Raw genomic sequence first — 25,654 nt, forward strand, 5'->3', positions numbered from 1 at the left:
CGATAGAGAACACCATGGAAAAGCTCTTCCAAGCCGCCAATACCTCGGGCTCGATTTCCGGACCACCGTCCGCCCGCGAGTATTTCAACGACCGCCTCTTCCGCAGCATCGCGCTCACCAGCGCCTTCCTCATCATCGTCCTGGTCGCCTACATCCTTTGGGAGATCGGACGCGAGGCCATGCCGGCCATCGGCGAATACGGACTCGGCTTCGTGACGGGCACCACCTGGAACGTCAGCAAGGGCGAGTTCGGCGTGCTGCCCGAGATCTGGGGCACCCTCTACAGTTCGCTGCTGGCCCTGCTGATCGGCGGGGTCTTCGGCATCGCGATCGCCATCTTCCTGACCCAGGATTTCATCAACCACCGTCTCGCGACCGTCTTCCGCACCGTCATCGAGATGCTGGCCGCCATCCCCTCGGTCGTCTTCGGCCTATGGGGCATCTACGTGCTCATTCCGCTGCTCAAGCCGGGCGCCGAATGGCTGCACGACAGCCTCGGCTGGTTCCCGCTGTTCGGCACCAATCTCTCCGGGCCGGGCATGGCACCCGCCGCCCTGGTGCTGGCCATCATGATCCTGCCGACGGTCGCGGCCATCTCGGTCGACGCCTTCCGCCGCATCCCCTACAAGGTCAAGGAGGCCGCCTACGGCATGGGCACCACCCGCTGGGAGGCGATCCTCAAGGTGATGCTGCCGACCGCCTCCTCCGGCGTGTTGGCCGCGCTGGTGCTGGGCTTCGGCCGCGCCCTGGGCGAGACCATGGCCCTGGCCATGCTCATCGGCAACGCCAACCAGATCAGCCTCTCGCTCTTCTCGCCGGCCAACACCCTGGCCTCGCTGCTCGCCTCCAACTTCCCCGAGGCCGGGCGCATCGAGGTCCAGGCGCTCATGTACGCCGCCCTGGTGCTCCTGGCCATCACCTTCCTGGTCAATGTCGCCGGTCTGGCTGTCCAGCAGTACACCATCCGCAAGTTCGAGGGTAAGAAATGAGCCAGCTCGATCTCACCTCCCAGGCGCTCGACATCCGCCCTCGGCCAAGGCTGCAGTATCAGGCGCTCGAGCCCAGGGCGCTCAAGAGCGGCTTCCTGACCGGACTCACCTGGCTGGCCGCGCTGCTCGCCGCGGTGCCGCTCTTCTCCGTCATCTACATGCTGCTGATCCAGGGCGGAACGCGACTGTTCGGCGCCGACATCGCCGAGGTCCTGACCGGGCTACCCCCGGCGGGCTTCGAGATGGGCGGCGGCATCGGCCCGGCCATCGTCGGCACCCTCATCATGGTCGGCATCGCCTCCGCCATCAGCATCCCGCTCGGCATCCTGGCCGCCATCTATCTGGGCGTGCTGGATTCGACCAGCAAGATCGCGAAGACGGCGCGCTTCCTGGCCAAGGTGCTCACCGGATTCCCCTCGATCCTGGCGGGCGTCTTCGTCTACGCGGTCATCGTCATCCGCTTCGGCTATTCGGCCACCGCGGGCGGCGTGGCCCTGGCCGTGCTCATGCTGCCGACCGTGGTCCTGGCCGCCGAGGAGGCCATGTCCCAGGTGCCGCAGCGCATGAAGGACGCCGCCTACGGCATGGGCTGCACCCGCACCCAGGTCATCTGGAAGGTAGTGCTGCCGACCGGGCTCCCGGGCATCCTGACCGGCGTCATGCTGGCGATCGCCGGGGCCTCGGGCGAATCCGCGCCCCTGCTTTTCACCGCGCTCTTCAGCAACTACTACATCTCGGAGCTGGCCGAGCCGACCGCCTCGCTCTCCATCCTCATCTACAACTTCTCCGGCATGCCGTTCCAAAACCAGATCGAGCTGGCCTGGACCGCCTCTCTGGTGCTGGTGCTCATCGTGCTGGTCTTCAACATCCTGGCCCGCATCCTCGGTCGGCCTAAGGTTTGACGCACAGAATCCAAGGTATAGGTATTCCCATGAACGCAACTGCCGAGGCGCTCTTCGTCGCAGAGCCCTATCAACCGACCGACGACGTCGTGATCGACTGCCAGGTCGACAAGATCTTCTACGGCGACTTCCTCGCCGTGCGCGATTCGACGGTCCCGATCGAGAAGAAGAAGATCACCGGCTTCATCGGCCCCTCCGGCTGCGGCAAGTCGACCGTGCTGCGCAGCCTCAACCGCATGAACGACCTCATCTCGGTGTTCCGCTTCCAGGGCTCCGTGATGTACCACGGCCAGGACATCTATGCGAAGAAGGTCGACCCCGTGGTGGTGCGCCGCTACATCGGCATGGTGTTCCAGCAGCCGAACCCCTTTTCCATGAGCATCTTCGACAACGTCGCCTTCGGTCTGCGGCTCAACCGCTACAAGGGCGACATCGAGGAACGGGTCGAGCGCGCCCTGCAGCGCGCGGCCCTGTGGAAGGAGGTCAAGGACAAGCTGAAGAACAGCGGGCTCTCGCTCTCGGGCGGTCAGCAGCAGCGTCTCTGCATCGCCCGCGCCATCGCCACCGAGCCCGACGTCCTGCTGATGGACGAGCCCTGCTCGGCGCTCGACCCCATCGCCACCCGTCAGGTCGAGGAACTGATGCTGGAGCTCAAGGAGAACTACACCCTGGCCCTGGTCACCCACAACATGCAGCAGGCCACCCGTGTCGCCGACACCACGGCCTTCTTCTCGGTGGACATCTCCCAGGGCGGACGCACCGGCTATCTGGTCGAGATGGGGCCGACCCGTCAGGTCTTCGAAGACCCGCGGGAGCAGCTCACCAAGGAATACATTTCCGGCGAGTTCAGCTGATCAGCGTCCGGGAGACGGCACCATGAAGTACAAGACGAGTCTCGCGAGCGCTCTCGCGGCGGCCGTGGCCGCCCTGGGTCTGCTCGCCGGCGGTCAGCCCGCCATCTCCGCCACGGCGGAGGCCACCGAACTGGTCGTTCGAGGGGCCGGAGCGACCTTCCCTCAACCGCTTTACCAGCGCTGGATGCAGGAGTACGCCAAGGTCGACACCGGGGTCAGATTCAGCTACGAGGGCGTCGGCAGCGGATCGGGCGTCAAGCGTTTCCTGGAGGGGAGCGTCGATTTCGGCGCCAGCGACGCCGCCATGAGCGACTCGGAGCTGGCCAAGGTCGACCCGAAGCGCGGGGTGGAGATGATCCCCATGACCGCCGGCATGGTGGTCCTGGCCTACAACATCCCCGGCGTACCCGAGGGGCTGCGGCTGAGCCGCGCGCTCTATGCGGACATCCTGGCCGGTAAGGTGGGCTTCTGGGACGACGCCCGGATCCAGGAGAGCAACCCGGATCTGACCCTGCCCCATCTCGCCATCGTGACCGTGGTGAGACGCGACTCCAGCGGCACCACCTACGTCATCACCAACCACCTGGCACGGATCGACCCGGACTGGGAGACGAGTGGACCGGGCATCGGCAAGCGCGTCGACTGGCCCGGCAGCGCCATGGAGGTTCAGGGCAACGAGGGTGTCGCACGGCGCGTACAGATCACGGACGGCGCCATCGGCTACATGGCCTACGAGTTCGCCAAGCAGCTGGACCTGCCGATCGCGACCCTGCAGAACAAGGCCGGCAATTTCGTCGAGCCCGGCCCGCTCACCGGCCAGGCCGCCCTGGCATCGGCCGAGGAGATCCCGGAGAATCTGCGCGTCTACCTGCCCGACCCGGCCGGGGCCGACGCCTATCCGATCGTCAGCTACACCTGGCTGCTGCTCGACGGGCGCTATCCGGATCCAGCCAAGGCCGAGGCACTGAAGGCCGCGCTCGGCTGGGGACTCGACGAGGGACAGACAATCGCCGCCGAAATGGGCTACATTCCGCTCCCCGACCGCATGATCGGCAAGGCGAAGGAGGCGCTCGGGCGGATTCGCTGATCTGGTCTCATCCCAGAGCGGCCGAGCGGAAGGTGCCCAGGAAGGGCACCTTTTCCATTCAACGATCCACCATTCGACCCGAGGGAGCGACTCGTGCCCAACGTCCGTCTGGATCTCCGCGCCATCGAGCACTCGCTACTTGGGGTTCGGGAGCATTTCGACCAGATCAACGCGACGCTGGATACGGAGCACGACCCCTTCTCCGACGAGGTGCTGGGCCACATGATGGCCGGCTACCGTTTCCTCGATCAGCTGCAGGAAGGGGATATCGACCTCTTCGCGGTCGGCAATTCCAGGCTCCTGCTCCATTTGAACTGTCTGATCGTCTGCGAGCCCCGCCAAAACGCCCTCGCGGAGTGCTCGGAGCATTTCCGCGAGACCGAGCGGCGCTTCTACGACGATTCCAATCGTGGCGGAATCCGCGCCCTGATGAACTATCTCGCCGACCACCGCCATCCGTCGGTCTGGGAGCGGGCGGCCGGGGTCTATATGCAGACGCTTTCGTCACCCCAGCTCTTCTTCGAGGGCAATCACCGCACCGGGGCACTGCTGATAAGCCATATCCTACTGCGCGGCGGCGAACCGCCGTTCGTGCTCAATGTCCAGAACGCCAAGGCGTATTTCGAGCCCTCCTCGCTCATCAAGGGCTATCGCAAGGGCAGCCTCAGGGCCATGTTCCAGGCCCCGCGTCTGCGCACGCTGCTTGCCGAACTGCTCCAGACGACGGTCGATCCGCGCCATCTGCTGACACCCGCATCGATGCGTCCGAAAACGGCGCATCCGCATTCAGCCCTATGAAGGTTCGATGCTAGACTTCGTGCCCCTTGACCAGACTCTCGACGACCGCTGAGCGCCGCATGAAAGACCTGCCGACCCCCTACTACCTGATCGACGAAACCAGGCTGCAGAAGAACCTCGAGATCATCCAGCAGGTGCGCGAATCCTCGGGCGCCAAATCGGTGCTCGCGCTCAAGTGCTTCTCGACCTGGTGCGTCTTCGACCTCATGCGCCGCTACATGGACGGAACCACCAGCAGCTCGCCGTTCGAGGCGCGCCTGGGATACGAGGAATTCGGCAAGGAGGTCCATGCCTACAGCGTCGGCTTCTCCAGAGAGGACGTCCTGGAGGTCCGCGCGTTCGCCGACAAGATGATCTTCAACTCGCTGTCGCAGCTGGAACGCTTCCTGCCCGACGTCGAGGGCGCGAACCTGGGTCTGAGGGTCAATCCCGGGATCAGCTATTCGCACTTCGACCTGGCCGACCCGGCGCGCCGCTATTCGCGTCTGGGGGTCGCCGACAAGCAGGCACTGGCCGAAGCGGCCCCATTGCTCAAGGGGCTCATGTTCCATTTCAACTGCGAGAACGACGAGGTGGACGACCTCTGCGCCTCGCTCGACACCCTGGGCCGCGAATACGGCGACCTGCTGCGCCGGATGGAATGGATGAGCCTCGGTGGCGGGATCGCCTTCACCCAGACCGGCTATCCTTTGGATCGGTTCTGCACGGCCCTGCGCGACTTCGGCCGGGAGTTCGACATCCAGATCTATCTGGAACCGGGCGAGGCCGCCGTCACCCAGAGCACCGAGCTGGTCACGACCGTGCTCGACGTCGTTCGCAACGAGATCGACATCGCCGTCATCGACGCCTCGCTGGAGGCGCACATGCTGGATCATCTGGTGTATCGGACCACCCCGTCGGTCGCCCATCCGGGTGCCGGGGATCATCATGTCATGATCGCCGGACGCACCTGTCTGGCGGGCGACGTCTTCGGCGAGTTCGACCTGGCCGAACCGCTCGCGGTCGGTAGCCGAGTCCATCTCGCCGATGCGGCCGGCTACACCATGGTCAAGTTCAACTGGTTCAACGGCGTCGCGATGCCCTCGATCGTCGTGCGCCGTCTGGACGGATCCGTCGAGCGCATCCGCTCGTTCGGATACGAGGATTTCAAACGCAGCCTTTCCTGAGGGGGAAGAGAATAGAGATGAAAGAGAACGTGCTCATCATCGGTGCCGGCGGGGTCGCGCACGTCGCAGCCCACAAGGCCGCCATGCACAACGACCAGCTGGGCGATATCTGTATCGCATCGCGCACCCAATCCAAGTGCGACGACATCATCGAGAGCATCAAGCGCAAGGGACACCTCAAGGATCCCTCCAAAAGGCTCTATTCGCGTCAGATCGATGCGCTGGACATCCCGGCCACCGTCGAGCTGATCCGGGAGACCGGTTCCCAGATCGTCATCAACCTGGGTCAGGCATTCCTCAACATGTCGGTCCTGGAGGCCTGCCTGGAGACGGGCGTCGCCTATATCGACACCGCCATCCACGAGGATCCGGACAAGGTCTGCGAGGATCCGCCCTGGTACGCCAACTACGAGTGGAAACGCAAGGACCGCTGCGCCGAGAAGGGCGTGACCGCCATCCTGGGCGCCGGATTCGATCCGGGCGTGGTCAACGCCTATTGCGCGCTGGCGGTGAAGCGTTATTTCGACACCATCGAGACGATCGACATCATCGACGTCAACGCCGGCAGCCACGGCAAGTATTTCGCGACCAACTTCGACCCCGAGATCAACTTCCGCGAGTTCGTCAAGGTCTGGACCTGGATCGACCGCCAGTGGAAGGAGTATCCGACCCACACGGTCAAGCGCGTCTACGACCTGCCGGTGGTCGGTCCCTCGCCCATCTATCTCAACGGTCACGACGAGCTGCACTCGCTGTCGCAGAACATCGACGCCGACAGCATCCGCTTCTGGATGGGCTTCGGCGATCACTACATCAACGTCTTCACCGTGCTGCGCACGCTCGGCTTCCTCGACCATCTGCCGGTCAAGCTCGCCAACGGTCAGGAGGTGGTGCCGCTCAAGGTGGTCAAGGCGCTCTTCCCCGATCCACAGACCCTGGCGCCCAACTACACCGGCAAGACCTGTATCGGCAACTTCGTCAAGGGCACCAAGGACGGCAAGCCGCGCGAGGTCCTCATCTACCAGGTCTCGGACCACAAGGCCGCCTACGAGGAGGTCGAGTCCCAGGGCATCAGCTACACCGCCGGCGTGCCACCGGTCGCCGCCGCCATGCTGATCGCCGACGGCACCTGGGACACCAAGACCATGGTCAACGTCGAGGAGCTGGATCCCGAGCCCTTCATCGCCATCCTCGACCGGATCGGCCTGCCGACCGAGGTCAAGGAGATCGAGCCGGGCAGCGCCGCCTCCTTCGACGGCCGCGTGCGCGACCTGGAGACGGAGATCGCCGAGTCGACCGCCACCGTCACGGTCTCGGCGGCGAACCCCATGATCGCCGTCGCCCCCAAACCGCGCTGATCGATAACGGCTGCCCGCACAGGGCAGCCGCCAGCCGCCAGCCGCCAGCCGCCAGCGATGCTATTGTCCCTTCATTGAAACCTTCACCGAGCGACCAAGCACTGACCGACGGACTGACTCCATCAAGCTGGAGGCCGGAGGCTGGAAGCTGGAAGCTGGAATTCTGATTTAGGAGAACGCGATGCGTTTTCGCTTTCCAGTCGTCATCATCGACGAGGACTTCCGCTCCGAGAACACGAGCGGTCTCGGCATTCGCGCGCTCGCCAAGGCGATCGAGAACGAAGGCATGGAGGTGCTCGGCGTCACCAGCTACGGCGACCTCTCCTCCTTCGCTCAGCAGCAGAGCCGCGCCTCCTGCTTCATCCTCTCGATCGACGACGAGGAATTCGGCGCCGGCTCGCCCGAGGAGATCCAGGAGGCGCTCGCCACGCTGCGCGAGTTCGTGATCGAGGTCCGGCTGCGCAACGAGGACATCCCCATCTTCCTCTACGGCGAGACCCGGACATCGCGCCACATCCCGAACGACGTGCTCAAGGAACTGCACGGCTTCATCCACATGTTCGAGGACACGCCCGAATTCATCGCCCGCTATGTCACCCGCGAGGCACGGGTCTATCTCGACAGCCTGGCGCCGCCCTTCTTCCGCGCCCTCACCCACTATGCAGCGGACAGCTCCTATTCCTGGCACTGCCCGGGACACTCGGGCGGCGTGGCCTTCCTCAAGAGCCCGCTCGGACAGATGTTCCACCAGTTCTTCGGCGAGAACCTGCTGCGCGCCGACGTCTGCAACGCCGTCGACGAGCTGGGTCAGCTGCTCGACCACTCGGGCCCCGTGGCGGCCTCGGAGCGCAACGCGGCGCGCATCTTCAACTGCGACCATCTGTTCTTCGTCACCAACGGCACCTCGACCTCGAACAAGATCGTCTGGCACTCCACGGTGGCGCCCGACGACATCGTGGTGGTGGACCGCAACTGTCACAAGTCGATCCTCCACGCCATCATCATGACCGGCGCCATCCCGGTCTTCCTGATGCCGACGCGCAACCACTACGGCATCATCGGCCCCATCCCGCTCGATGAGTTCCGGCCCGAGAACATCCGCCGCAAGATCGAGGCGAACCCCTTCGCCAAGGACAAGCAGGCGAAGCCGCGCGTGCTGACCATCACCCAGAGCACCTACGACGGCATCCTCTACAACGTGGATACCATCAAATCGCTGCTGGACGGCGAGATCCACACCTTGCTGTTCGACGAGGCATGGCTGCCGCACGCCTCCTTCCACGACTTCTACATCGGCATGCACGCCATCGGCCAGGACCGCCCGCGCTGCGGGGAGTCCATGGTCTTCGCCACCCAGTCGACCCACAAGCTGCTGGCCGGACTGTCCCAGGCATCCCAAATCCTGGTTCAGGAATCCGAGTCACGGACCCTCGATCGCGACAGCTTCATCGAGGCCTATCTGATGCATTCATCCACCAGCCCGCAATACGCCATCATCGCCTCCTGCGACGTGGCCGCCGCCATGATGGAGCCGCCCGGCGGGACCGCCCTGGTGCACGAATCCATCCTCGAGGCGCTCGACTTCCGGCGCGCCATGCGCAAGGTCGACGAGGAGTTCGGGGACGACTGGTGGTTCAAGGTCTGGGGCCCCGAGTATCTGGTCGAGGAGGAGATCGGAGACCGCGAGGACTGGGTCCTCAAGGCCGGGGACCGGTGGCACGGCTTCGGCGATCTGGCCGACGGATTCAACATGCTGGATCCGATCAAGGCGACCGTCATCACCCCCGGCCTGGACGTGGACGGCGAGTTCGCCGAATCGGGCATCCCGGCGGCCATCGTCACCAAGTATCTGGCCGAGCACGGCATCGTGGTCGAGAAGACGGGTCTCTACTCCTTCTTCATCATGTTCACCATCGGCATCACCAAGGGCCGCTGGAACACCATGGTCACCGAGCTGCAGCAGTTCAAGGACGACTACGACCGCAACCAGCCGCTGTGGCGCGTGCTGCCCGAGTTCATCCAGGCATTTCCCCGCTACGAGAAGGTCGGACTCCGCGATCTCTGCGACCAGATCCACGGCATCTACAAGGCCAACGACGTCGCCCGTCTGACCACCGATATGTATCTCTCGGAGATCGTTCCGGCCATGAAGCCGGCCGTCGCCTTCGCCAGGATGGCGCATCGCGAGATCGACCGGGTCGGCATCGACGAACTCGAGGGCCGCATCACCAGCGTGCTCCTGACCCCCTACCCGCCCGGCATCCCGCTGCTGATCCCGGGCGAGTGCTTCAACGCGACCATCGTCCGCTATCTCCAGTTCGCCCGCGAGTTCAACAGCCGCTTCCCCGGCTTCGAGACCGACATCCACGGGCTGGTGAAGGAAACGGTCAACGGCGAGGTGCAGTATTTCGTCGATTGCGTCAAGACGACGTAATCGACGATCTGCGGGTCTGTCCGCCCCTGCGGAGAAAGGGCGACCGAGGCCCGCCAGCCCATCCGCTCTCCGTTGAAAAAGGACGCGTCTGGCCGATGTATATGCGGTATGTCATAGTCATGGCTGGCCGGACACGTTCCAATTCCGATGCCGTACACCAGCATTGACCGGAGATACGCCGATGGCGAAATTCGTCGAGTGGTCGGATGCATTGAGCGTAGGAATCGAGGAGATCGATGCCCAGCACAGGGTGCTGGTCGAATTGGTCAACGAAATGCACGACGCGATCCAGGAACATCATGCCAGCGAGGCGATTCACGGCATCCTGGACAAGCTGGCCGAGTACACCCGCATCCACTTCGCGGTGGAAGAAAGCCTGATGAGAATCCTCGATTACCCGGACTACGAGGTGCACAAGCACCAGCACGAAGAGCTCATCCGCACGCTCAGGGATCTTCAGGACAAGGTGGCCAGCGGCAAGACCGCCGTCGGCTTCGAGCTGATGCATTTCCTCAAGCTCTGGCTCACCAAGCACATCATCGAGAGCGACAAGGAATACGGGTCCTACTTCCTGGCCTCCGGCGTCAGACCGAGATTGAAAAAGAAGTCCTGGGTAGCCCGTCTGTGGGACGGACTGCACGGGTAAGCGTATCTGCACACGACAAGACGCCCCCCCGGCCGGCGGCGGTCGCTCGACCGGACGGCACTCGAAACGCTCGCACGATCTCAGACCAGCTGGAGGCCCGAGCCATGTCCATGCTCCTGACCGTTCTGGGCAGCACCCTCGCCTACATCGTCCAGACATCGATCTGCACCCTGTTCGGCGGGTTGCGCCCGAAGCCACCGGCGATGCCGGATTACAGCGCTGTCTATAGCTCGCCGGAGTTCGGCGTCGAGACCCACGGCGATTGTCAGGCCGGAACCTACATCGAGGTCTATCGGCCGGCGACGCCCTTCCTCGGCGACAACGGGCGCCCCAAGGCGGTGATCTTTCTGCACGGGTTCGCGCTCGGCGCCTCGCAGATCTACCGCGCGCATCTGGAGCATCTGGTCAAACAAGGCTACAGCGTCTTCTACCCCAACTACCAGACCGGTTTCTGCCACTTCCCGGACAGCGGACTCATGACCGTCGCGGAACTGCTCGACGAGATCTTCGGGGACGGGATCATCCCCTCGCAGGAGAAATGGCTCGAGAACGCCCTGGCAAGCGTGGCCGATGCCTTCGCCCGATCCGGGTTCGGTCCCGGCCAGCCGGTGGACACCTACGTCTACGGCCACTCGCTGGGAGGGCTGTTCGCGCTCAGCTGGCCCTACTACGTGCGGCAGAAGGGCTATCCGGACAACCTGCTGCCGCTGCAGGTGCTCACCGCCGACCCGATACCCAGCACCTCCGCCGCGTCGGCCCCCGGGAAGATGGGAAAGGCGCTGAACAGCCTCGCCGACGAGGTGGATATCCGCGTCACGGGTACCGCCCTGACCATGCCGGTCGCCATCCTTCACGGCGACTCGGACTGGATCGTGCCCAAGGACCAGTGGGACACGCCCTTCGGCTACATCGCCACCGAGCAGAAACGCATGTTCCTGTCCCATACCGACACCCACGGCTGTCCGGGCCACTTCGCCAACCACGAGCAGGCCACCGACGACACCAGCTTCTTCCCGCCCCTGCTCGCGCAGCTGATGCTCGACGGCGTCGGCACTCAAGACGACCTGGACTGGCGCTACCTCTGGTCCGCGCTCGACCGGGTCATCCGCAACGGCGAGCGGGCCGACCAGCTCGTCTTCGACATGGGCGCCTGGTCCGACGGCCGTCCGGTGAACCCGGTCAGCGTCTATCTCTCCGGCGGCTGATCCGGGGCGCCTGCCCTCGCCGCCGGGCGGCGGCGGAGATGCTCAGAGGCTGCCTGAAAACCTGGTCCGAAGATTTGGTCCGCACAGCGGACCCTACCGAGGCGTGGATTGTAGGGTCCGCTGTGCGGACCAAATCGCTAGATGCGGGGACTTCAGACGGCGTCTCAAAACGCGAAGGTGACGCCGGTGGCGATGCCCGCCTGACGCACGTCGTACAGGAAATCGTCCTCTTCGTAGTCGACCTTGACCCAGCGGTAGCCCAGGCTCGCCGAGATGGTGTCGGTGAAGCGGTATCCGAGCCCGAGATAGAGATCCGCCGTGACGTCCGAGCCGATCCCGAAACCGCCGACATAGGCCCATCCCCGGGCGAAAACCTTGGCACCGAGATCGGCGTCTCCGCTGGCGCCGACGATCGGATCGACCCAGGTCTCATCGTTGGTGATCCGGCGTCCGCGCAGCAGGCCGCTGGAGAGTTCGAGGTCCGTATCCACGGACCAGAGCCGTAAGCCGCCTCCGAGACGCACACGGGTGCGTCCGTCGTCGTGCACCAGATAGCTTGCGAGTGCGGAGAAGATCAGGCTCGTGGAGCGCAGCCGCTCGCGGTCGAACAGCGGCTGCAGCGATCGGCTGTCCGCCTGGGTCTCCACGTACTGAAGGTCCGCCGCGAGCTGCAAACGATCCCGGCTCGCGGTGAAGAGCAGCATGCCCGAGGGTTCGAGATCGTCGAAGATATCGCCGAAGCTCATATCGACGTCCGCCGCCGGCAGGCCGGGAAGCGTGGCGGTCTTTCCCTCGATACCGGCGGCCCAGAAATAGGGCGAGATCGAAAAGGCCCAGTCGTCCGCCCGCGCCTCCATGGTCATGATGCTGGCCATGAGCGCGAACGCCGCTCCCGCCGCGCGGGCTAGAACGGCACCTGTGTGTCCAGGCCGGCTGTACTGAGTATGAATGCGATCGGTATTGGTGTTCATGCGCTGTCGGTCCTCGTGTTCGACACGGTCAGATCGATGGTTGCGTCAGCTGTGGCAAGCGCGAGCGATGACGGCATCCGGGCGCACGATCCTAGCCCGAGCAAGGACTTGGCGCCTGTCATCTGGTGCCATCGGCCTGCAGAGACTATCTTATGCGGACACACTCGGGATTGAAGGATGCCTATCCTGAAAACCGCATCGCCATCCATACCTGTGACGCGAGCGCTCATGCTTTCACCCTGGGTGGACTATCTGCACATCCAGGGCGCGCCGGTCGATACGCTGCTGGAGCGCTCCGGAATCCGGCCCGAGATGCTCCGCCACCCCAACGCCGCCCTCCCGCTCAGAAAGGCGCTCCACTGGATCGAGCTGGCATGCCACTCGCTCGGGACCGAGCATATCGGTTTGGAGATCGGTGGTACCACCTCGAACGAGGATCTGGGGCACTATGGCCGAGCGCTCTCGAGCGCGCTCACGCTCTACGACTACATCAATCAGGGAATAGCGCTCTACGGAACCGTGGTCGTGGGTCAATCCTTCTGGCTGAGCGGACACGGAAACCAGGCGCGAATCAATCTGGGGGCGCCCTGGGAGCCGGGACTCGGCGACTATCAGACCTATCTGAACTCCTTCGCCATCACCATCGCGAACATCCGACGATTCGCCGGACCGGATTGGCGGCCGACCGAGATCGGCTTCGGCTTCGACGCCCGGGAGGCTCCACCCGTGGCCGAATTCTTCGATTCGGCACGAGTCCTCCATCGGCCGGGTCAAACCTATATCGAGTTCCCGCGGGAGCTGCTCGGTTTGAGCGGGTTTCGTGGAGCGACGTCCGAACGGCCCACCAGTCTCGAACGGCTGCCGACGGACTTGGCCGGGCTGGCGGAGCTTCAGATCCAGTCGCTGCTGTGCGGACAGACCGTGCCGATCGATCTGGTCGCGGAGTCCCTGGGAACGAGCCGGCGCAGTCTTCAGCGCGGCCTCGCGGCCCAAGGGGTCAGCTACTCGGATCTGCTGTCCGGGGTGCGGATCCGCCGCGCCGCGCAGTGGCTGGAAGACACCGACAAGCCCGTAATGGAGATCGCGCTCGATCTGGGATACTCGGACGCCTCCAACTTCACCCGCGCCTTCCGCCGCCAGACCGGCGTATCGCCGAAGGCATTCCGGGACGCCGCCGCAAGCGTCTGAGACCCGCATCGAGCCCGAGCCTGGTGTGTCGGCGCCCGGCAGTTCGCGAACGTCCCGCAGTCCGCCGGCAACTGGCACCAGATGACAGGCGACGCTCGCTGGGCGAGGCCATACTAGCCCGCAGCCGGACCAGCCCACGAAGATTCGCCCCGGCATCGCACGACCGACAATAACCTCCCCGTGCGCGGATACCGCGCCGACAAGCGGCATGAAGGAGGAGCGGATGCACTGGAAGGACGCATTGAAAACCTTGCTCTGGGTGGTGCTAACCCTAGGGGTGGCCGGACGGGCCGTCTCGCAGGACGCCGATCTCGCCCAGGAGCTGACCAATCCACTGGCCGATCTGGTCACCGTCCCCATCCAGATGAATCTGGACCGTGGGATCGGCCCCGAGGACGACGGATCCAAGCTCACCACCAATATCCAGCCGGTGATCCCATTCCACCTCGGCAGCGACTGGAACCTCATCACCCGCACCATCGTACCCCTGGTCCATCAGGACGATCTGATTCCGGATGCGGGCTCCCAGTTCGGTCTGGGGGACATCAATCTCACCCTCTTCTTCTCCCCGAAACGGCCCACCGCCGGCGGTCTCACCTGGGGCCTGGGTCCGGTCGTTCTGCTGCCCACCGCGACCGATTCCCCGATCGGTGCCAGGAAGTGGGGGGCGGGTCCGGCCGGGGTCGCTCTGGTGCTCCGCGGGCCTTGGACGGCCGGGGTGCTGGCGAACCATATCTGGTCCTTCGCCGGAGACGATGACCGCTCGGACATCAGCAACAGCTTCGTCCAGCCCTTCGTCGCCTACACCTGGCCGAGCGCCTGGACCCTCTCGGTGCAGTCCGAGTCGAGCTACGACTGGGAGAGGGAGCAATGGTCGGTACCGGTCAACCTGGCGCTCTCCAAGCTGGTCAGGCTCGGCAGACTGCCGGTCAGCCTGCAGGGCGGCGTCGGCTATTGGGCCGAATCGCCCGACGCGGGGCCGGAGGGCTTTCGATTCAGGCTGCAAGCGAACCTTGTGCTGCCGAAATAGCGCCGCATTCGGGCGAGGCGAAGCACGTCACCTTGCGATCTGGACTCTGATTCGACCCCGCAACCCGAGCCGCTGGTGATGACAGGAGACCTTATGCAATCCGGAACAAAGCACGTACACCTATCGGCCGCGGCATGCTCAGCATTGATGTTGCTGGCCGTGATCGACGTCCATGCCCAGGACATGGCCCCCCAACCGCCCCGACTGGTTCTTCAGATCACTGTCGATCAGCTCAGGGGGGACATGCCCGCATCGGTCCGTAACCGTTGGGGAAAGGGCGGCTTCCGATACCTGTATGACAACGGCGTCGTCTACGAGAACGCCCATCACCGCCATGCCAACACCGAAACCGTGGTGGGGCATGCGACGCTGGCCACGGGCGCGGACCCGGCCGAGCACGGCATGATCGCCAACATCTGGTTCGACAAGGAACTCGGGCGGCTGGTCTACAACATCGAAGACGACCGCTATGCGCTGGTCGGCGACGGCGGCGGAGTGGACAAGGACGTCGAGCTCGATCCCACACAGAAGGTGGCAGGGACTGACGGCCGGTCCCCGGCAAACATCCTGACCACCACCCTCGGCGACGAACTGGCGTTGCGCACCAATGGCGAAGCCAAGATCTTCGGCGTATCGGTCAAGGACCGCGGCGCGGTCACCATGGCCGGCCATGCGGGCAAGGCCTTCTGGTTCTCCAAAGCCAAAGGGGAGTTCGTGACCAGCACCTATTACTACGATGCCTATCCCCCATGGGTGGACGAGTGGAACCGGAAGCGGCTCCCCCTGGCCTATGCGGGAACGAGCTGGGAGCTGACGAATGACCGGTCGACCTACACCTACGGCGACTTCGACGACATGCCCTGGGAAACCGATGTCGCCGGTTTTGGGAGGGTGTTCCCGCATCCTTTCGGCCAGGCCGACAGCGATCTCTTCACCTCGCTGCTGACCACCAGCCCGGTCGGGGACGAACTGACACTGGAATTCGCCAAGGCCCTGATGATCGGAGAAGAACTGGGGCAGGACGAGGTGCCGGATTATCTGTCCGTCAGCTTCTCCTCGACGGACTACATCGGGCACATCTTCGGTCCCGCCAGCCTGGAAAGCGAAGACAACCTGCTGCGCCTCGACAAGACCCTGTCGGAACTCTTGACCTTCGTCGACCAGCAGGTCGGCCTCGACCACACCCTCATCCTGCTCTCCGCCGATCACGGCGCGGCCGAAGCCCCGGCCCAGCTGAACCAGTTCGGCATCGATGCCCGGATCTTCGATCCCGACACGCTGGACAAGGAAGAGGCGATCGAAACCGTCAAAGCCAAGTACGGTATTGCCCAGGGGCTGATCTCGGGATTCGATCATCCCTACATCTACCTGAATCATGACGTTCTCCGCGAGCATGAGCTGGATGCCGACGAGGTATCCCGCACCATCGCGTCCGTGCTCACCCGATTCGACGGCGTGGCCTACGCGGTGCCGAGCATCGACCTGGTCGAGGGGAAGATGCCGGATACCCGGCTCTACCGGCAGATCCTGAACAACTTCAACCCGAAACGCTCCGGCGACATCTACCTCGTTCTCGAACCCCAATGGTTCGTCGCCGATTTCGACGGGTTGACCGTAACCAGCACGCATGGCTCGCCATGGCGCTATGACACCTTTGTTCCAATCATCTTCGCCGGCAACGGCCTGGCCCCGAAGACCCTGTTCAGGGAGGTTCAGACCGTCGACATCGCTCTGACGCTGGCGAAATACCTGGGGATCAAGGCGCCTTCCGGCGCAACCGGAACGCCGCTTATCGAAGTGCTCAATCAGTGAGGAACGCGATGCCCCGAGATGAGGCGACGAACCTGAATTTCCGACGTTATTTCAATGGATCGAGTCGAGGAGTCTCGAAGGGGTTAGATCAATGAACATCCAGTCTTTCAGCTGGGCGCTGGCGGTTCCGGCCGCCCTCATCGCCACGACGGCGAGTCTGGCCGCTTCCTCGCCACCCTCGGGCAAAACGCTCGAAGCCCTGGTCGAGAGCCGCGAGATCCCGGTCACCCTCGACAACTTCGTCCGCGCCGCGACGGACATCGAGTTCGACAAATATGTCTCTCTGGCGGGGGGCATCAACCGTCTCTACCACTTCCGCGACCTGACCCCCGTCGAGCATCAGACGACGATCAGCATGAATCGCGACACCCTCTACAGCGCCGCGATCGTCGACATCAGCGAGGGCGCGACCCTCACCTTGCCCGATGTGGGCGAGCGATACATGTCGGCGATGGTCGTCAACCAGGATCATTACATCAACGCGATCTTCCACGGCGGCGGTGTCTATCAGCTCGACATGGCGACCTTCGACACGCCCTACGTCAGCGTCTATGTGCGCACGCTCGTGAATGCCAATGACCCCGCCGACGTCGCCGCCGTGAACGCGATCCAGGATCGGATGAAGATCGAGGCCGTCTCGGCGAAGCCATTCGTGCCGCCGGTCTACGACGAAGCAAGCTATGCGGGCCTGGTGCGAGCCGCGCTCGGCTTCGCCCCCTTCCTGCCCGACAGCACCCGAATGTTCGGCGCGCGGGATGAGGTCTCCCCCGTGCGCCATCTCATCGGGACGGCCGCCGGCTGGGGCGGTCTGCCCGAGTCCGAGGCCCTATACGTCAGCGTCGATCCCGAGATGCCGATCGGCGAATACCGCATCGAGGTGCCGACGGACGTCCCGGTCGGCTCCTTCTGGTCCGTCAGTCTCTACAACGCCGATCGCTACTTCGTCCCGAACCCGCTGGGCGCCTATGTCGTCAATTCGGTCAGCGGCCAGCGCAACCCGGACGGCTCCATGACCATCCATCTCGGGGGCTGCGAGGACGGGCGCGCGAACTGCCTGCCGCTCGTCGAAGGCTGGCAATACACCGTGCGGCTGTATCAGCCAGGGCCTGAGGTCCTCGACGGATCCTGGAGCTTCCCGGCGGTCCAGCCCATGAATTGACCGAACAGGAGACTGAAGATGCGATTTCTGCTGATGCTCGCGTTCTGCGCCCCTGCCCTTGCCCTCGCCGAGGAGGTGACGCTCGACAACCTCGTCCGGGCCGAGTCCGACCACATGTTCCGCCTCAACATGACCGCTCAGAAAATGGGCGTGGGGCAACTCGCACACATTCGCCATCCCGTGTCCGCCGACGCCCCGCAGCCGGTGATCCGCGCCAACCAGGACACGCTCTATTCCGCCGTCGTGCTCGACCTGTCGAAGCCGGCGACGATCACACTGCCGGAGACCGGAGGCCGCTTCCAGTCCATGCTGGTGATCAGCCAGGACCACTACAACTTCGTGGAATCCAAGCCGGGCACCTACGAGCTGACCGAAGAGCTGGTGGGCACGCGTTTCGCAATGCTCCTGTTCCGCACCTTCGTCGACGTCTCCGATCCGAACGATGTCGAAGCCGCTCACGCGGCGCAGGACGGCATTGAGGTAACCGGAGGCGGCGACGGACACTTCGAGGCACCGGACTGGGATCTCGAGCGCCTGGCGGCCGCGCGGAAGGCCCTCAACGATCTTGCGGCGGAGATCGGCTTCGATGCCGCCCGCGCCTTCGGCCGCAAGGATGAGGTCGATCCCATCGACCACATGGTCGGCGCCATGGCGGGCTGGGCGGGCCAGCCGGCCACGACGGCCAGCGCCTTCATCGACAGCGTCGAGGGAAACGACGGCAAGACCCCCTATGCCGTCACCGTGAAGGACGTGCCCGTGGACGCCTTCTGGTCGATCACCGTCTACAACGCCGACGGCTATCTGGAACCCAATCCGCTCGGCGTCAACAGCTACAACAACTATTCCGCCAAACCGAACGCGGACGGCTCCTTCACCATCCATTTCGGCGCCTGCGACGACGGCCGCGCGAACTGCATCCCCATCACGCCTGGCTGGAACTATGCCGTCCGCCTCTACGAGCCGCGGCCCGAGATCCTCGACGGCACCTGGACCTTTCCGGCCATCGAGCCCGTCGCGGCCGAATCGGACGGCTAGCGTCGACGGGTGACCGCAGAACCCAAAGACCGATTCAGGGAGTCATCCATGCAACGAACGCGCTCTCAGCGAAACCGAACGATCCTCTTCTCTCTGTGCATCGCGCTCGCCGCCTCCATGCCGCAGGTCCATGCGCGATCCCCGGCCGACTGCGCGGCGCGAGCCGACCGGGCCGCGCGCGAGTCGGCCGGCTTCCTGGGCGGTGCCGTCGCCGGCGGTGCCGGTGGTGCCGCGTTCGGGGCCATCGTCAGCGACAAGAGCCGCCAGGGTGCCAGGCGCGGCGCCGCGCTCGGCGCAGCGGTCGGCGGCACGACCAGCGCCTACAACCGAGAACAGGTCTACAAGCGGGTCTACGACGACTGCATGGCCGGCCGCTGAGGCCGGCGTACTCGCACCCCAGTCACAACCACAGGAGCAACCCATGTCTTCATCGAATGTCGGCCCGGCAGTCGCTGCCACACTCTTCTGCTGCATGCTCAACGCCTCCCCCGGTTTCGCCGAGACGCCTCGCGATTTCGGCACCCTCGTCTGCAAGGACGTCATGCGTCTGTCCGGCGAGGACCGATCGGTCGCATTGGCCTTCGTCCACGGCTATGTGCTCGGCAAGAAAGGCACCACGCAATACGAGGTCGAGACGCTCGCCGGAATCACGGACCGGTTCATCGACTATTGCCTGAACCATCCGGCGGACAACGCGCTCCAGTCATTCGAGAAACTCGCCAAATGAGCACGGCATGCCGGGTATCGGATGCCCCGGCCCGCGTCTCCGGCGACGGATGAGACGGGGCCGGACCGATCGAAACAGACATAGAGTCAGGGGGAATCAGCCATGAAGGTCTCGACGGGAATCAGGATCGGCGCCATGCTGGCGGCGCTCGTGCTGGCCGGCTGCGCGAGTCAGGGGACACAGAAGACGCTCGGAGAGCAGAATTCGGGCTTCCTGAAGGATTATTCCAATCTGCAATGGACCCAGGACCGGCAAGGCAATCCGGTCCGCACCTGGATCAGCCCGAGCCTGGCGCCCGAGCGCTACGACGCCATCCTGCTCGAACCGCTCAGGCTCTATCCGGAGCCTAGACCGACCGAACAGGTGAGCCGCGAGGAGCTGGAGAGGATCCTGGCCTATGCGAACCAGGCGCTGAAGCGAGAGCTCGCCAAGCGTTTCGTCCTGGTGAACCGGCCCCAACCCGGTGCCGTGCGTCTGCGCGCGGCCATCAGCGGCGTCGCCGCCCAGGGCGAGGGGCTCGCACCCTATCAATACGTTCCCATCGCGCTCGCCGCCACCATGGCCAAGCGGGCCGTCGCCGGCACCCCGCAACGCGCCTTCATCGTCGGCGAAAGCGAGCTGCTCGACAGCGTCTCGGGCGAGCTCCTGGCGCAGCAGGTGAAGGTCGGCTCGGGCGCCGCGGCCAAGCTGCAGAAGATCGCCGGCAAGGACCGAATCACGCTGGAGACGGTCAAGCCCTTGGTGGACGAACTCGCCGCCGCCGCGCTCCCGAACCTGGAGCAGCTCGTTCGGCCGAGGGGCGGCTAGCGGCTCGCATCCTCGCGAGCCCTGTTACAGGACCATCATCATGGTCCCCGCGAAGGTGAGCAGGACGTTGGCGAAGGTGTAGGTGCCCGCGTAGCCGAGGGCGGGCACGGCACTGCCCGCCGCCTCGGTAACGACGTTCAGGGCCGGCGTGCTGGTCATGGCGCCGGTGATCGAGCCGAGCAGCAGAGCCGGATTGAGGCCCAGCACCCGGCTGCCGAAGAGGTAACCGACCAGGGCGGGCAGCAGGGTCACCAGGATGCCGCCGAGGATGATCAGCGGACCCACGCTGGTCATCGCCTCTACCACGCCGCCGCCGGCGTTCACACCCACCGAGGCCATGAAGAGCATCAGCCCGAGCTCCATCAGCACGAAACGCGCGGCCGCCGGGACGCGGCCGAAGGTGGGCATGACCGAACCGAGATAGCCGACGAGGATGCCCACGATCAGCAGTCCGCCGGCCGTGCCGAGCCCGAAGGCCAGATTGCCGAAGACCAGGCTGACCAGCCCCAGCAGGATGCCGCCGATCATGCCGAAGGCGAAGGTCGCCAGATCCGTCTTCTCGATATCACGCTCGATATAGCCGAAACGCTCGGCCAGACCCAGCAGATTGCTCCGCTCCCCGACCACCTCCAGGCGGTCGCCCTTCTGCAGCGGCAGCTCCGAGCTCAGCGGCAGATCGATGGAGGCGCGCGTCAGCCGGGTCGCGAAGCAGCCGTGCTCGGCCGGCATATCGAGCTCCTTGAGGGTTCTGCCGACGGTCTTGGGGTCAGTGACGATGATCTCGCGGGTGGTCACCTGGTAGTTGAGCAGGTCCGGATCGAGCACCTCCTCGAAGCCGAGTTCGCGCAGCCGCTGGTGATCCGGGATGCCGGCGATCATGGCGACCCGATCTCCCGCCTCGGCGACCAGATCCGGGGTGACATCCTGCAGCCGATCTCCGCGTCTCAGCTTGAGCGCCTTGCCCCGGCGCTCGCCACTGTGCTCGGAGCGCATCTGCTCGACCGTCTTGCCGACCAATCCATCGGGGATCCGATAGGCGCGCACGATCGGCAGGCTGCCGGCGCCACCACCGCGCCGGCCCCGCCCCAGACCACGCTCGCGGGCCAGCTTGGCAGCCTCTGCGCGCAGATCGATGCCGGCGAGACGGGGAAAGAAGCGCACGGCGAGAATCATCCCGACCGTCCCGAAAACATAGGTGATGGCATAGCCGACGCTGATGTTTTCGAGCACCTGGGATCGGCTGAGCCCCTCGGGCACGGCGGCGATACCGCTGTTGACCGCGTCCTGCGCGCCGGCCAGGGTGGGCGTGCTGGTCAGGGCGCCGGCCAGAAGTCCGGCGCCGAAGCCATGCTCGAGTCCGAGCAGATGCGTGAGCGCGATGCTCAGCCCCAGGGCCGTCATGGCGACGACCGCCGCGAGTGCGATGTAGCGCGCCCCGTCCGCGGCGAAGGCGCTGAAGAAGGTCGGTCCGGCCTGGATCCCGACCCCGAAGATGAAGAGCGCGAAGCCGAAGCTGCTGGCCCCGGCCGGCAGCGAGAAGCCCAGATGCCCGAAGAGCAGACCCACCAGCAGCACGCCGATGACCGGCCCCGCCTGGACGCCCGCGATGCGGATGTCGCCCAGCAGATAGCCGAAGCCGATGACCGTGAAGATCAACAGCATGGGGTTCTCCCCGAGAAGGGCGAGGATGTCGATCTCCATGTCCGGCTCCTGAGCGGGGAACGGCGGTTCGCGACCGCAGATCGGTGAGGGCCGATTCTACCAGAGCCCGAGCCAGACGGTTCCGGGGACTCAGACAGGAGACAGGCCCCGACCCACCCGGAGCGCCATGGAGCGTCGCCGCCGGGAGCGGAGAGAGCTTCGAGGATCTGCAGCCAGCCCCACCCTCGGCGACCTGGATCGAATGGCAGGATGAGGCACCCGCCCCGTCGGCGCCACGCTGACCGAGTGGTGGACGAAATCGCGGCCAACATCGATGCATTTCTGGTGGGGGACGAGCGCAACCGGGTCGCCTGACTGGCATATCGAGAATCGGCATCACGCGATGCCGACCGGGCGAGGCCGAGCAAACAGGCACCCTGCCTCCGCTTGAGCCGTGTAAATTCAGTCGACTATCGCGAACGGTACTCCCTCAACCGCGTCGATTCGACGAGTTGGTGCATATTCTGGAGCGTGAACACCTTCCCTCGGGTCGCCAGGATCAACTTTTTCATATCCTCCCGGCGCACGCCGAAGCCGCGACCGGCAATGCAGGCGACAACCTCGAATTTCGGATCGTCCGGCGACCGTCCGGTGAGACTGAGCGCACCCAGGTGCTGTACTCGCGTGACCTTGTCGCGAGCCGTACCGTCGTCCTCGGTGAGCTTGGCCTCGATGACGATCTGAGGATTGATCTCGTTGGGTATCACGAAATCGGGGGCTTGGTCGAAACCAGGCAGACGCTCAGCACGTTTTGTCTTGCGGTAGCTGATACCGGCGCGCGTGAGAACATCCTCTATGGCGTTTTCGACGATGTTGCCGACCAATTCGCTGATGGAATCGCGATGCCCGGCGAATGGGCGTCCCAGGAAACGTTCGTAGAGCAGAACGGAATAGGGCGCGACGAGATCGGCGAACGAGCGCACGCCAACCAGACCGGCGGCGGTATCCGCCTTGTCGATGCGATGAAGCCGATCCTCGGGGACGCTGGGCGCCCCGCCATGCAGAATGTCGCAGGCATCCTCGATCAACGCCCGGATACGGGCATCCGTCACACCCTCGCTACGCTTCAGCGGCCCCGTCGGATTCATGCGGATCTTGCGGTCGATGCTGCGTGCCGCACTCTGAGCGATCTCGACTCCAGTATGCCGGGTCGCGTGGTAGGCCCACTCGGGTGGGGTGAAGCCCAATATGCAGCGAAGAACGATCAGGGCGATCGGAGTCTCGTAGACGGCTGAAACGATCGCATCGGGCGTCACTCGCTCGAAGCCATTGGTTGCCCGCTTGAGCGCTTCGTAGCCCGCCTCGAAGACGGGAAATTCGACGAAGCCAGGCCCTTTCGGCATGACCAGGAACTCGGACACCAGACATGAGAAGACCTGGTCGACATAGTGATCGATATCCCGGGTGATATCCTCGAAGTCGACCTCAAAAGGGAATGGCATCGAACGGCTCTCCCCGGCTGGAAATCTCCTCGGTGTAGGGTGGCGGCCGGTCTTCGGCGACCTTCCGCTCGTCCAGCAGCGCCATGACTTCATCCAGGTGCCCGAACCCTGCCGCTGTCTCGGCGAAGGCCGCGATCTTGTCGGCCATCGGCCGCTCGCGATTCCAAACACCCCTCAGATTCCAAATCGCCATTCGAGTCAGATGACCGAAGACGATGCAGCGCGTATCGCCCTGCGTCGGTACGCGCCCTGCCAGGGTAAGCCGAGAAAGGTCTTCGGCAACGATGGCTGCGAGACCACTCGGACCATCGAACAGCCACTGACGGCGCATCTTGCCGGTGGTACGACAGACGAGCACCGTATCGACGATGGAGGATCCGGTACCGTGGATGTGAATGGAACCGCTCATCTCAGCCGGGCACGGCAACGAGGCGGAGCACACCAAACCGGCATCGAGGATCGCGATACCCACCGCATAGTAGGCATCGATTCGGTTGTGATGATAGGTGAAGGCCAGCGGGGCACCGGGCTTGAGGGCGCGTGCCATGCGGGTGTAGACGGCCGAGAGCCCCGCAGCGAAATGACCGAGGTCGCGATCCTGGGTGAGATTCCCGGTCAACTCGTGCGAGGAGCGGGTCGACTCCCGTTCGAGCCCCTCAGCCTCGCCGCCGACCAGACGACGCAGCCAGACGTAGCAGAAGTCCATCAGCTCGCCATATTGAACATTGCCGAAGTATGGGGGATCCGTAAAAACCGCGTCGAGACTCGCATCCGCCAGTTCGAGCTCGGTCGAGCTCGCACAGTGCAAGCCGATGGCACGCGACCTCGCCCCATCGCGCCGCTCTCCGATCCACTCCCCCTCGATCGGAACCTGAACCTTGCGTCCGCCCTTCTGGCGTACCTCGAACGGTGTGTCGCAGTAACGCTTGGCCTTGGTGTATTTGTCGATGATGTTGACCCAGCCGCCTGAGCCGACACCCAGTCCATTGCCGTTGCGAATGCCGAGCACGTTGGACTCGCACTGCACCAGACCGACCGGAAAGCCGTGGACCGAAAAGATGTCGAGAGACTTGAGCGCCATGGTGTCATAGCGACAGAGCATATTCTGGTATCGCAGCAGGTCCGACAGGTTGGTCGCCAGGGCATGGCGCAGGCGAGAATCGCCGACGGCGGCGATGTGGCGACAGCCGAGTTCCAGTGCCAATAGCTGTCGGGGATTGAAGAGATCGCGATAGCGACCATAGCCCCAGCGGTGCAATCGGTCGGTCTCGTCTCCCGACGGGATAGGCTGATCGGGAACGAACGTCGGCTCGAGCGAGGCGAAGCACGCCGTAGCGGCATCGGCACGCGCAAGATCTCGCGCGTCAGGCTTCTTGAAGAAGCGCCCCTCATGGAGCGATTTGCGTGCCGGGTTGTAATACTCGATCGCAAAGAGCCTGTGACGCGGAGGTCCCTCTGCCGGCCTTGGATAGATATTGGTATGACCGCAGTGCGGGCAATCGCATCGGTTGCGCTTTGCGGGTCCCGCCACCTGCAGCAACGAGCGGCAGTGTGCGCAGAGACCTGGATGCTTGCGGTCATCGACCTCGTTCAGCTCGCCACATGCGGGGCATACGAGGACATTCCTGGGGTGGCGACGATTCTCGGCGAGCAGATAGCCTGGAAATAGGTCGAATTGCCGCCCACAGGCATCGCAATCCAGGATCTTGACCCAGAGGAAATACTTGACCGGACAGTCCGGATCGCCGTAGCGGGGACAATCGGTTCGGTAATAGTCACCCACCGCCTCGGCGAGGGATCGGGTCAGCTCGCCTGCAGCCTCCGCGTAGGCACCCAGATCGATATGCTCCAGCTCCTCGCGCACGATCCAGGTCGACATGGGGTTGATATCGAAGCCCTGAACATCGCAGCCGACGCGGTTGGCTTCGATCAATGGTGTCCCACCGCCCATGAACGGATCCAGAACCCTGATCCCCGGGAAATCGTTCCTCTGGTAAAAGGTCTCCGCCAGAGGCCGATCGCCGAGCTCCGAGAGCAGCAGCGCCCGGAACAGGGTCCCGGGGCGACGTGCGAACCATTTATGGACGGCGATGATGGGGCGGTAATTCTGCTGGATCTGCTTTTCGCGAAGCGCCAGGGAGGCGACGAAGGAAACGTCGAAGTCGTGCTCGATGCTCATGAAGGTCTGGCAGATTCCTCGTCGCTTTGATGACCGAGCGACTTAGGGGCGTAAAGGAATTCGAGCATACCGGAGTAACCATCCCCCGGCAAAGCCGGGGGCTTTGAATTCGTGAGCCGCTCAAAGCGGCAAGGGGTCGCTAACGCGGCCCCACGGTATTAGGG

At 64.4% G+C, this 25,654-nt stretch carries 22 protein-coding genes; 18 read left to right on the plus strand and 4 right to left on the minus strand.

What is annotated here, in order from left to right:
* The first annotated feature begins 14 nt into the window (after window positions 1-14).
* The 10 genes from pstC (at window position 15) to D779_RS23035 (ending at window position 11,439) form a co-directional block, all read left to right on the plus strand.
* Window positions 15-989 carry a phosphate ABC transporter permease subunit PstC gene (pstC, locus tag D779_RS20055; protein WP_043757939.1) on the plus strand — a complete coding sequence of 325 codons (975 nt, stop codon included), beginning with the start codon at window positions 15-17 and terminating at the stop codon, window positions 987-989.
* The gene (pstA, locus tag D779_RS20060) at window positions 986-1,891 is read left to right on the plus strand and encodes a phosphate ABC transporter permease PstA (RefSeq protein ID WP_043757942.1); all 906 of its coding nucleotides are present in this window, start codon (window positions 986-988) and stop codon (window positions 1,889-1,891) included. The genes pstC and pstA overlap by 4 nt, the downstream gene beginning before the upstream one ends.
* Before the next feature lie 29 nt (window positions 1,892-1,920).
* Window positions 1,921-2,745, plus strand: a complete 825-nt coding sequence (pstB, locus tag D779_RS20065) for a phosphate ABC transporter ATP-binding protein PstB (protein WP_043757945.1) — start codon at window positions 1,921-1,923, stop codon at window positions 2,743-2,745.
* Between the two features lie 22 nt (window positions 2,746-2,767).
* Window positions 2,768-3,832 carry a phosphate ABC transporter substrate-binding protein PstS gene (gene pstS / locus D779_RS20070; protein ID WP_043757948.1) on the plus strand — a complete coding sequence of 355 codons (1,065 nt, stop codon included), beginning with the start codon at window positions 2,768-2,770 and terminating at the stop codon, window positions 3,830-3,832.
* Between the two features lie 93 nt (window positions 3,833-3,925).
* Window positions 3,926-4,630, plus strand: coding sequence for a hypothetical protein (locus D779_RS20075; protein WP_052348322.1), 705 nt, complete (start codon window positions 3,926-3,928; stop codon window positions 4,628-4,630).
* 59 nt (window positions 4,631-4,689) lie between these two features.
* The gene (gene nspC, locus D779_RS20080) at window positions 4,690-5,796 is read left to right on the plus strand and encodes a carboxynorspermidine decarboxylase (protein ID WP_043757950.1); all 1,107 of its coding nucleotides are present in this window, start codon (window positions 4,690-4,692) and stop codon (window positions 5,794-5,796) included.
* 17 nt (window positions 5,797-5,813) lie between these two features.
* The gene (locus D779_RS20085) at window positions 5,814-7,154 is read left to right on the plus strand and encodes a saccharopine dehydrogenase family protein (RefSeq protein ID WP_043757951.1); all 1,341 of its coding nucleotides are present in this window, start codon (window positions 5,814-5,816) and stop codon (window positions 7,152-7,154) included.
* A 181-nt stretch (window positions 7,155-7,335) separates the two neighbouring features.
* Window positions 7,336-9,588, plus strand: a complete 2,253-nt coding sequence (locus D779_RS20090) for an arginine/lysine/ornithine decarboxylase (RefSeq protein WP_043757954.1) — start codon at window positions 7,336-7,338, stop codon at window positions 9,586-9,588.
* 181 nt (window positions 9,589-9,769) lie between these two features.
* Window positions 9,770-10,234, plus strand: coding sequence for a bacteriohemerythrin (locus D779_RS20095; RefSeq protein ID WP_043757957.1), 465 nt, complete (start codon window positions 9,770-9,772; stop codon window positions 10,232-10,234).
* A 104-nt stretch (window positions 10,235-10,338) separates the two neighbouring features.
* Window positions 10,339-11,439, plus strand: a complete 1,101-nt coding sequence (locus D779_RS23035; RefSeq protein ID WP_232424256.1) for a hypothetical protein — start codon at window positions 10,339-10,341, stop codon at window positions 11,437-11,439.
* Between the two features lie 164 nt (window positions 11,440-11,603).
* Here the strand turns inward: D779_RS23035 and D779_RS20110 are convergent, their stop codons facing one another.
* Complete coding sequence (locus D779_RS20110) at window positions 11,604-12,410, minus strand: hypothetical protein (RefSeq protein WP_157726477.1); 807 nt, start codon at window positions 12,408-12,410, stop codon at window positions 11,604-11,606.
* Window positions 12,411-12,638: 228 nt separating this feature from the next.
* Between D779_RS20110 and D779_RS20115 the strand changes: the two genes are divergently transcribed.
* From D779_RS20115 to D779_RS20150, 8 genes are all read left to right on the plus strand, one after another.
* Window positions 12,639-13,598, plus strand: a complete 960-nt coding sequence (locus tag D779_RS20115) for an AraC family transcriptional regulator (protein WP_043757961.1) — start codon at window positions 12,639-12,641, stop codon at window positions 13,596-13,598.
* A gap of 223 nt (window positions 13,599-13,821) precedes the next feature.
* Window positions 13,822-14,628 carry a hypothetical protein gene (locus tag D779_RS23040; RefSeq protein WP_043758007.1) on the plus strand — a complete coding sequence of 269 codons (807 nt, stop codon included), beginning with the start codon at window positions 13,822-13,824 and terminating at the stop codon, window positions 14,626-14,628.
* A 93-nt stretch (window positions 14,629-14,721) separates the two neighbouring features.
* Entirely contained in the window at window positions 14,722-16,440 is a 1,719-nt protein-coding gene (locus tag D779_RS20125; protein ID WP_052348324.1) for an alkaline phosphatase family protein, read from the plus strand.
* A 91-nt stretch (window positions 16,441-16,531) separates the two neighbouring features.
* Window positions 16,532-17,599 carry a DUF1214 domain-containing protein gene (locus tag D779_RS20130; protein ID WP_081763633.1) on the plus strand — a complete coding sequence of 356 codons (1,068 nt, stop codon included), beginning with the start codon at window positions 16,532-16,534 and terminating at the stop codon, window positions 17,597-17,599.
* 18 nt (window positions 17,600-17,617) lie between these two features.
* Window positions 17,618-18,634, plus strand: coding sequence for a DUF1214 domain-containing protein (locus D779_RS20135; protein ID WP_043757965.1), 1,017 nt, complete (start codon window positions 17,618-17,620; stop codon window positions 18,632-18,634).
* Between the two features lie 48 nt (window positions 18,635-18,682).
* Window positions 18,683-19,012 carry a glycine zipper domain-containing protein gene (locus tag D779_RS22445; RefSeq protein WP_043757968.1) on the plus strand — a complete coding sequence of 110 codons (330 nt, stop codon included), beginning with the start codon at window positions 18,683-18,685 and terminating at the stop codon, window positions 19,010-19,012.
* A gap of 43 nt (window positions 19,013-19,055) precedes the next feature.
* On the plus strand, window positions 19,056-19,361 hold the full coding sequence (locus tag D779_RS22450) for an HdeA/HdeB family chaperone (protein WP_157726478.1): 306 nt from the start codon (window positions 19,056-19,058) through the stop codon (window positions 19,359-19,361).
* A 102-nt stretch (window positions 19,362-19,463) separates the two neighbouring features.
* Window positions 19,464-20,168 carry a DUF3313 domain-containing protein gene (locus D779_RS20150; RefSeq protein WP_052348325.1) on the plus strand — a complete coding sequence of 235 codons (705 nt, stop codon included), beginning with the start codon at window positions 19,464-19,466 and terminating at the stop codon, window positions 20,166-20,168.
* A 24-nt stretch (window positions 20,169-20,192) separates the two neighbouring features.
* Here D779_RS20150 and D779_RS20155 read toward each other — a convergent pair whose 3' ends face one another.
* From D779_RS20155 to D779_RS20165, 3 genes are all read right to left on the minus strand, one after another.
* Window positions 20,193-21,869, minus strand: coding sequence for an aspartate:alanine exchanger family transporter (locus D779_RS20155; RefSeq protein ID WP_043757973.1), 1,677 nt, complete (start codon window positions 21,867-21,869; stop codon window positions 20,193-20,195).
* Window positions 21,870-22,279: 410 nt separating this feature from the next.
* Window positions 22,280-23,230, minus strand: a complete 951-nt coding sequence (locus tag D779_RS21390) for a hypothetical protein (RefSeq protein WP_232424257.1) — start codon at window positions 23,228-23,230, stop codon at window positions 22,280-22,282.
* Between the two features lie 64 nt (window positions 23,231-23,294).
* Window positions 23,295-25,490, minus strand: coding sequence for a DUF1156 domain-containing protein (locus tag D779_RS20165; RefSeq protein ID WP_043757974.1), 2,196 nt, complete (start codon window positions 25,488-25,490; stop codon window positions 23,295-23,297).
* Window positions 25,491-25,654: the final 164 nt, after the last annotated feature.

Origin of the sequence: Imhoffiella purpurea (genome assembly GCF_000585215.1) — a bacterium.
In the GTDB taxonomy this organism is placed as follows: Bacteria; Pseudomonadota; Gammaproteobacteria; order Chromatiales; family Chromatiaceae; genus Imhoffiella; species Imhoffiella purpurea.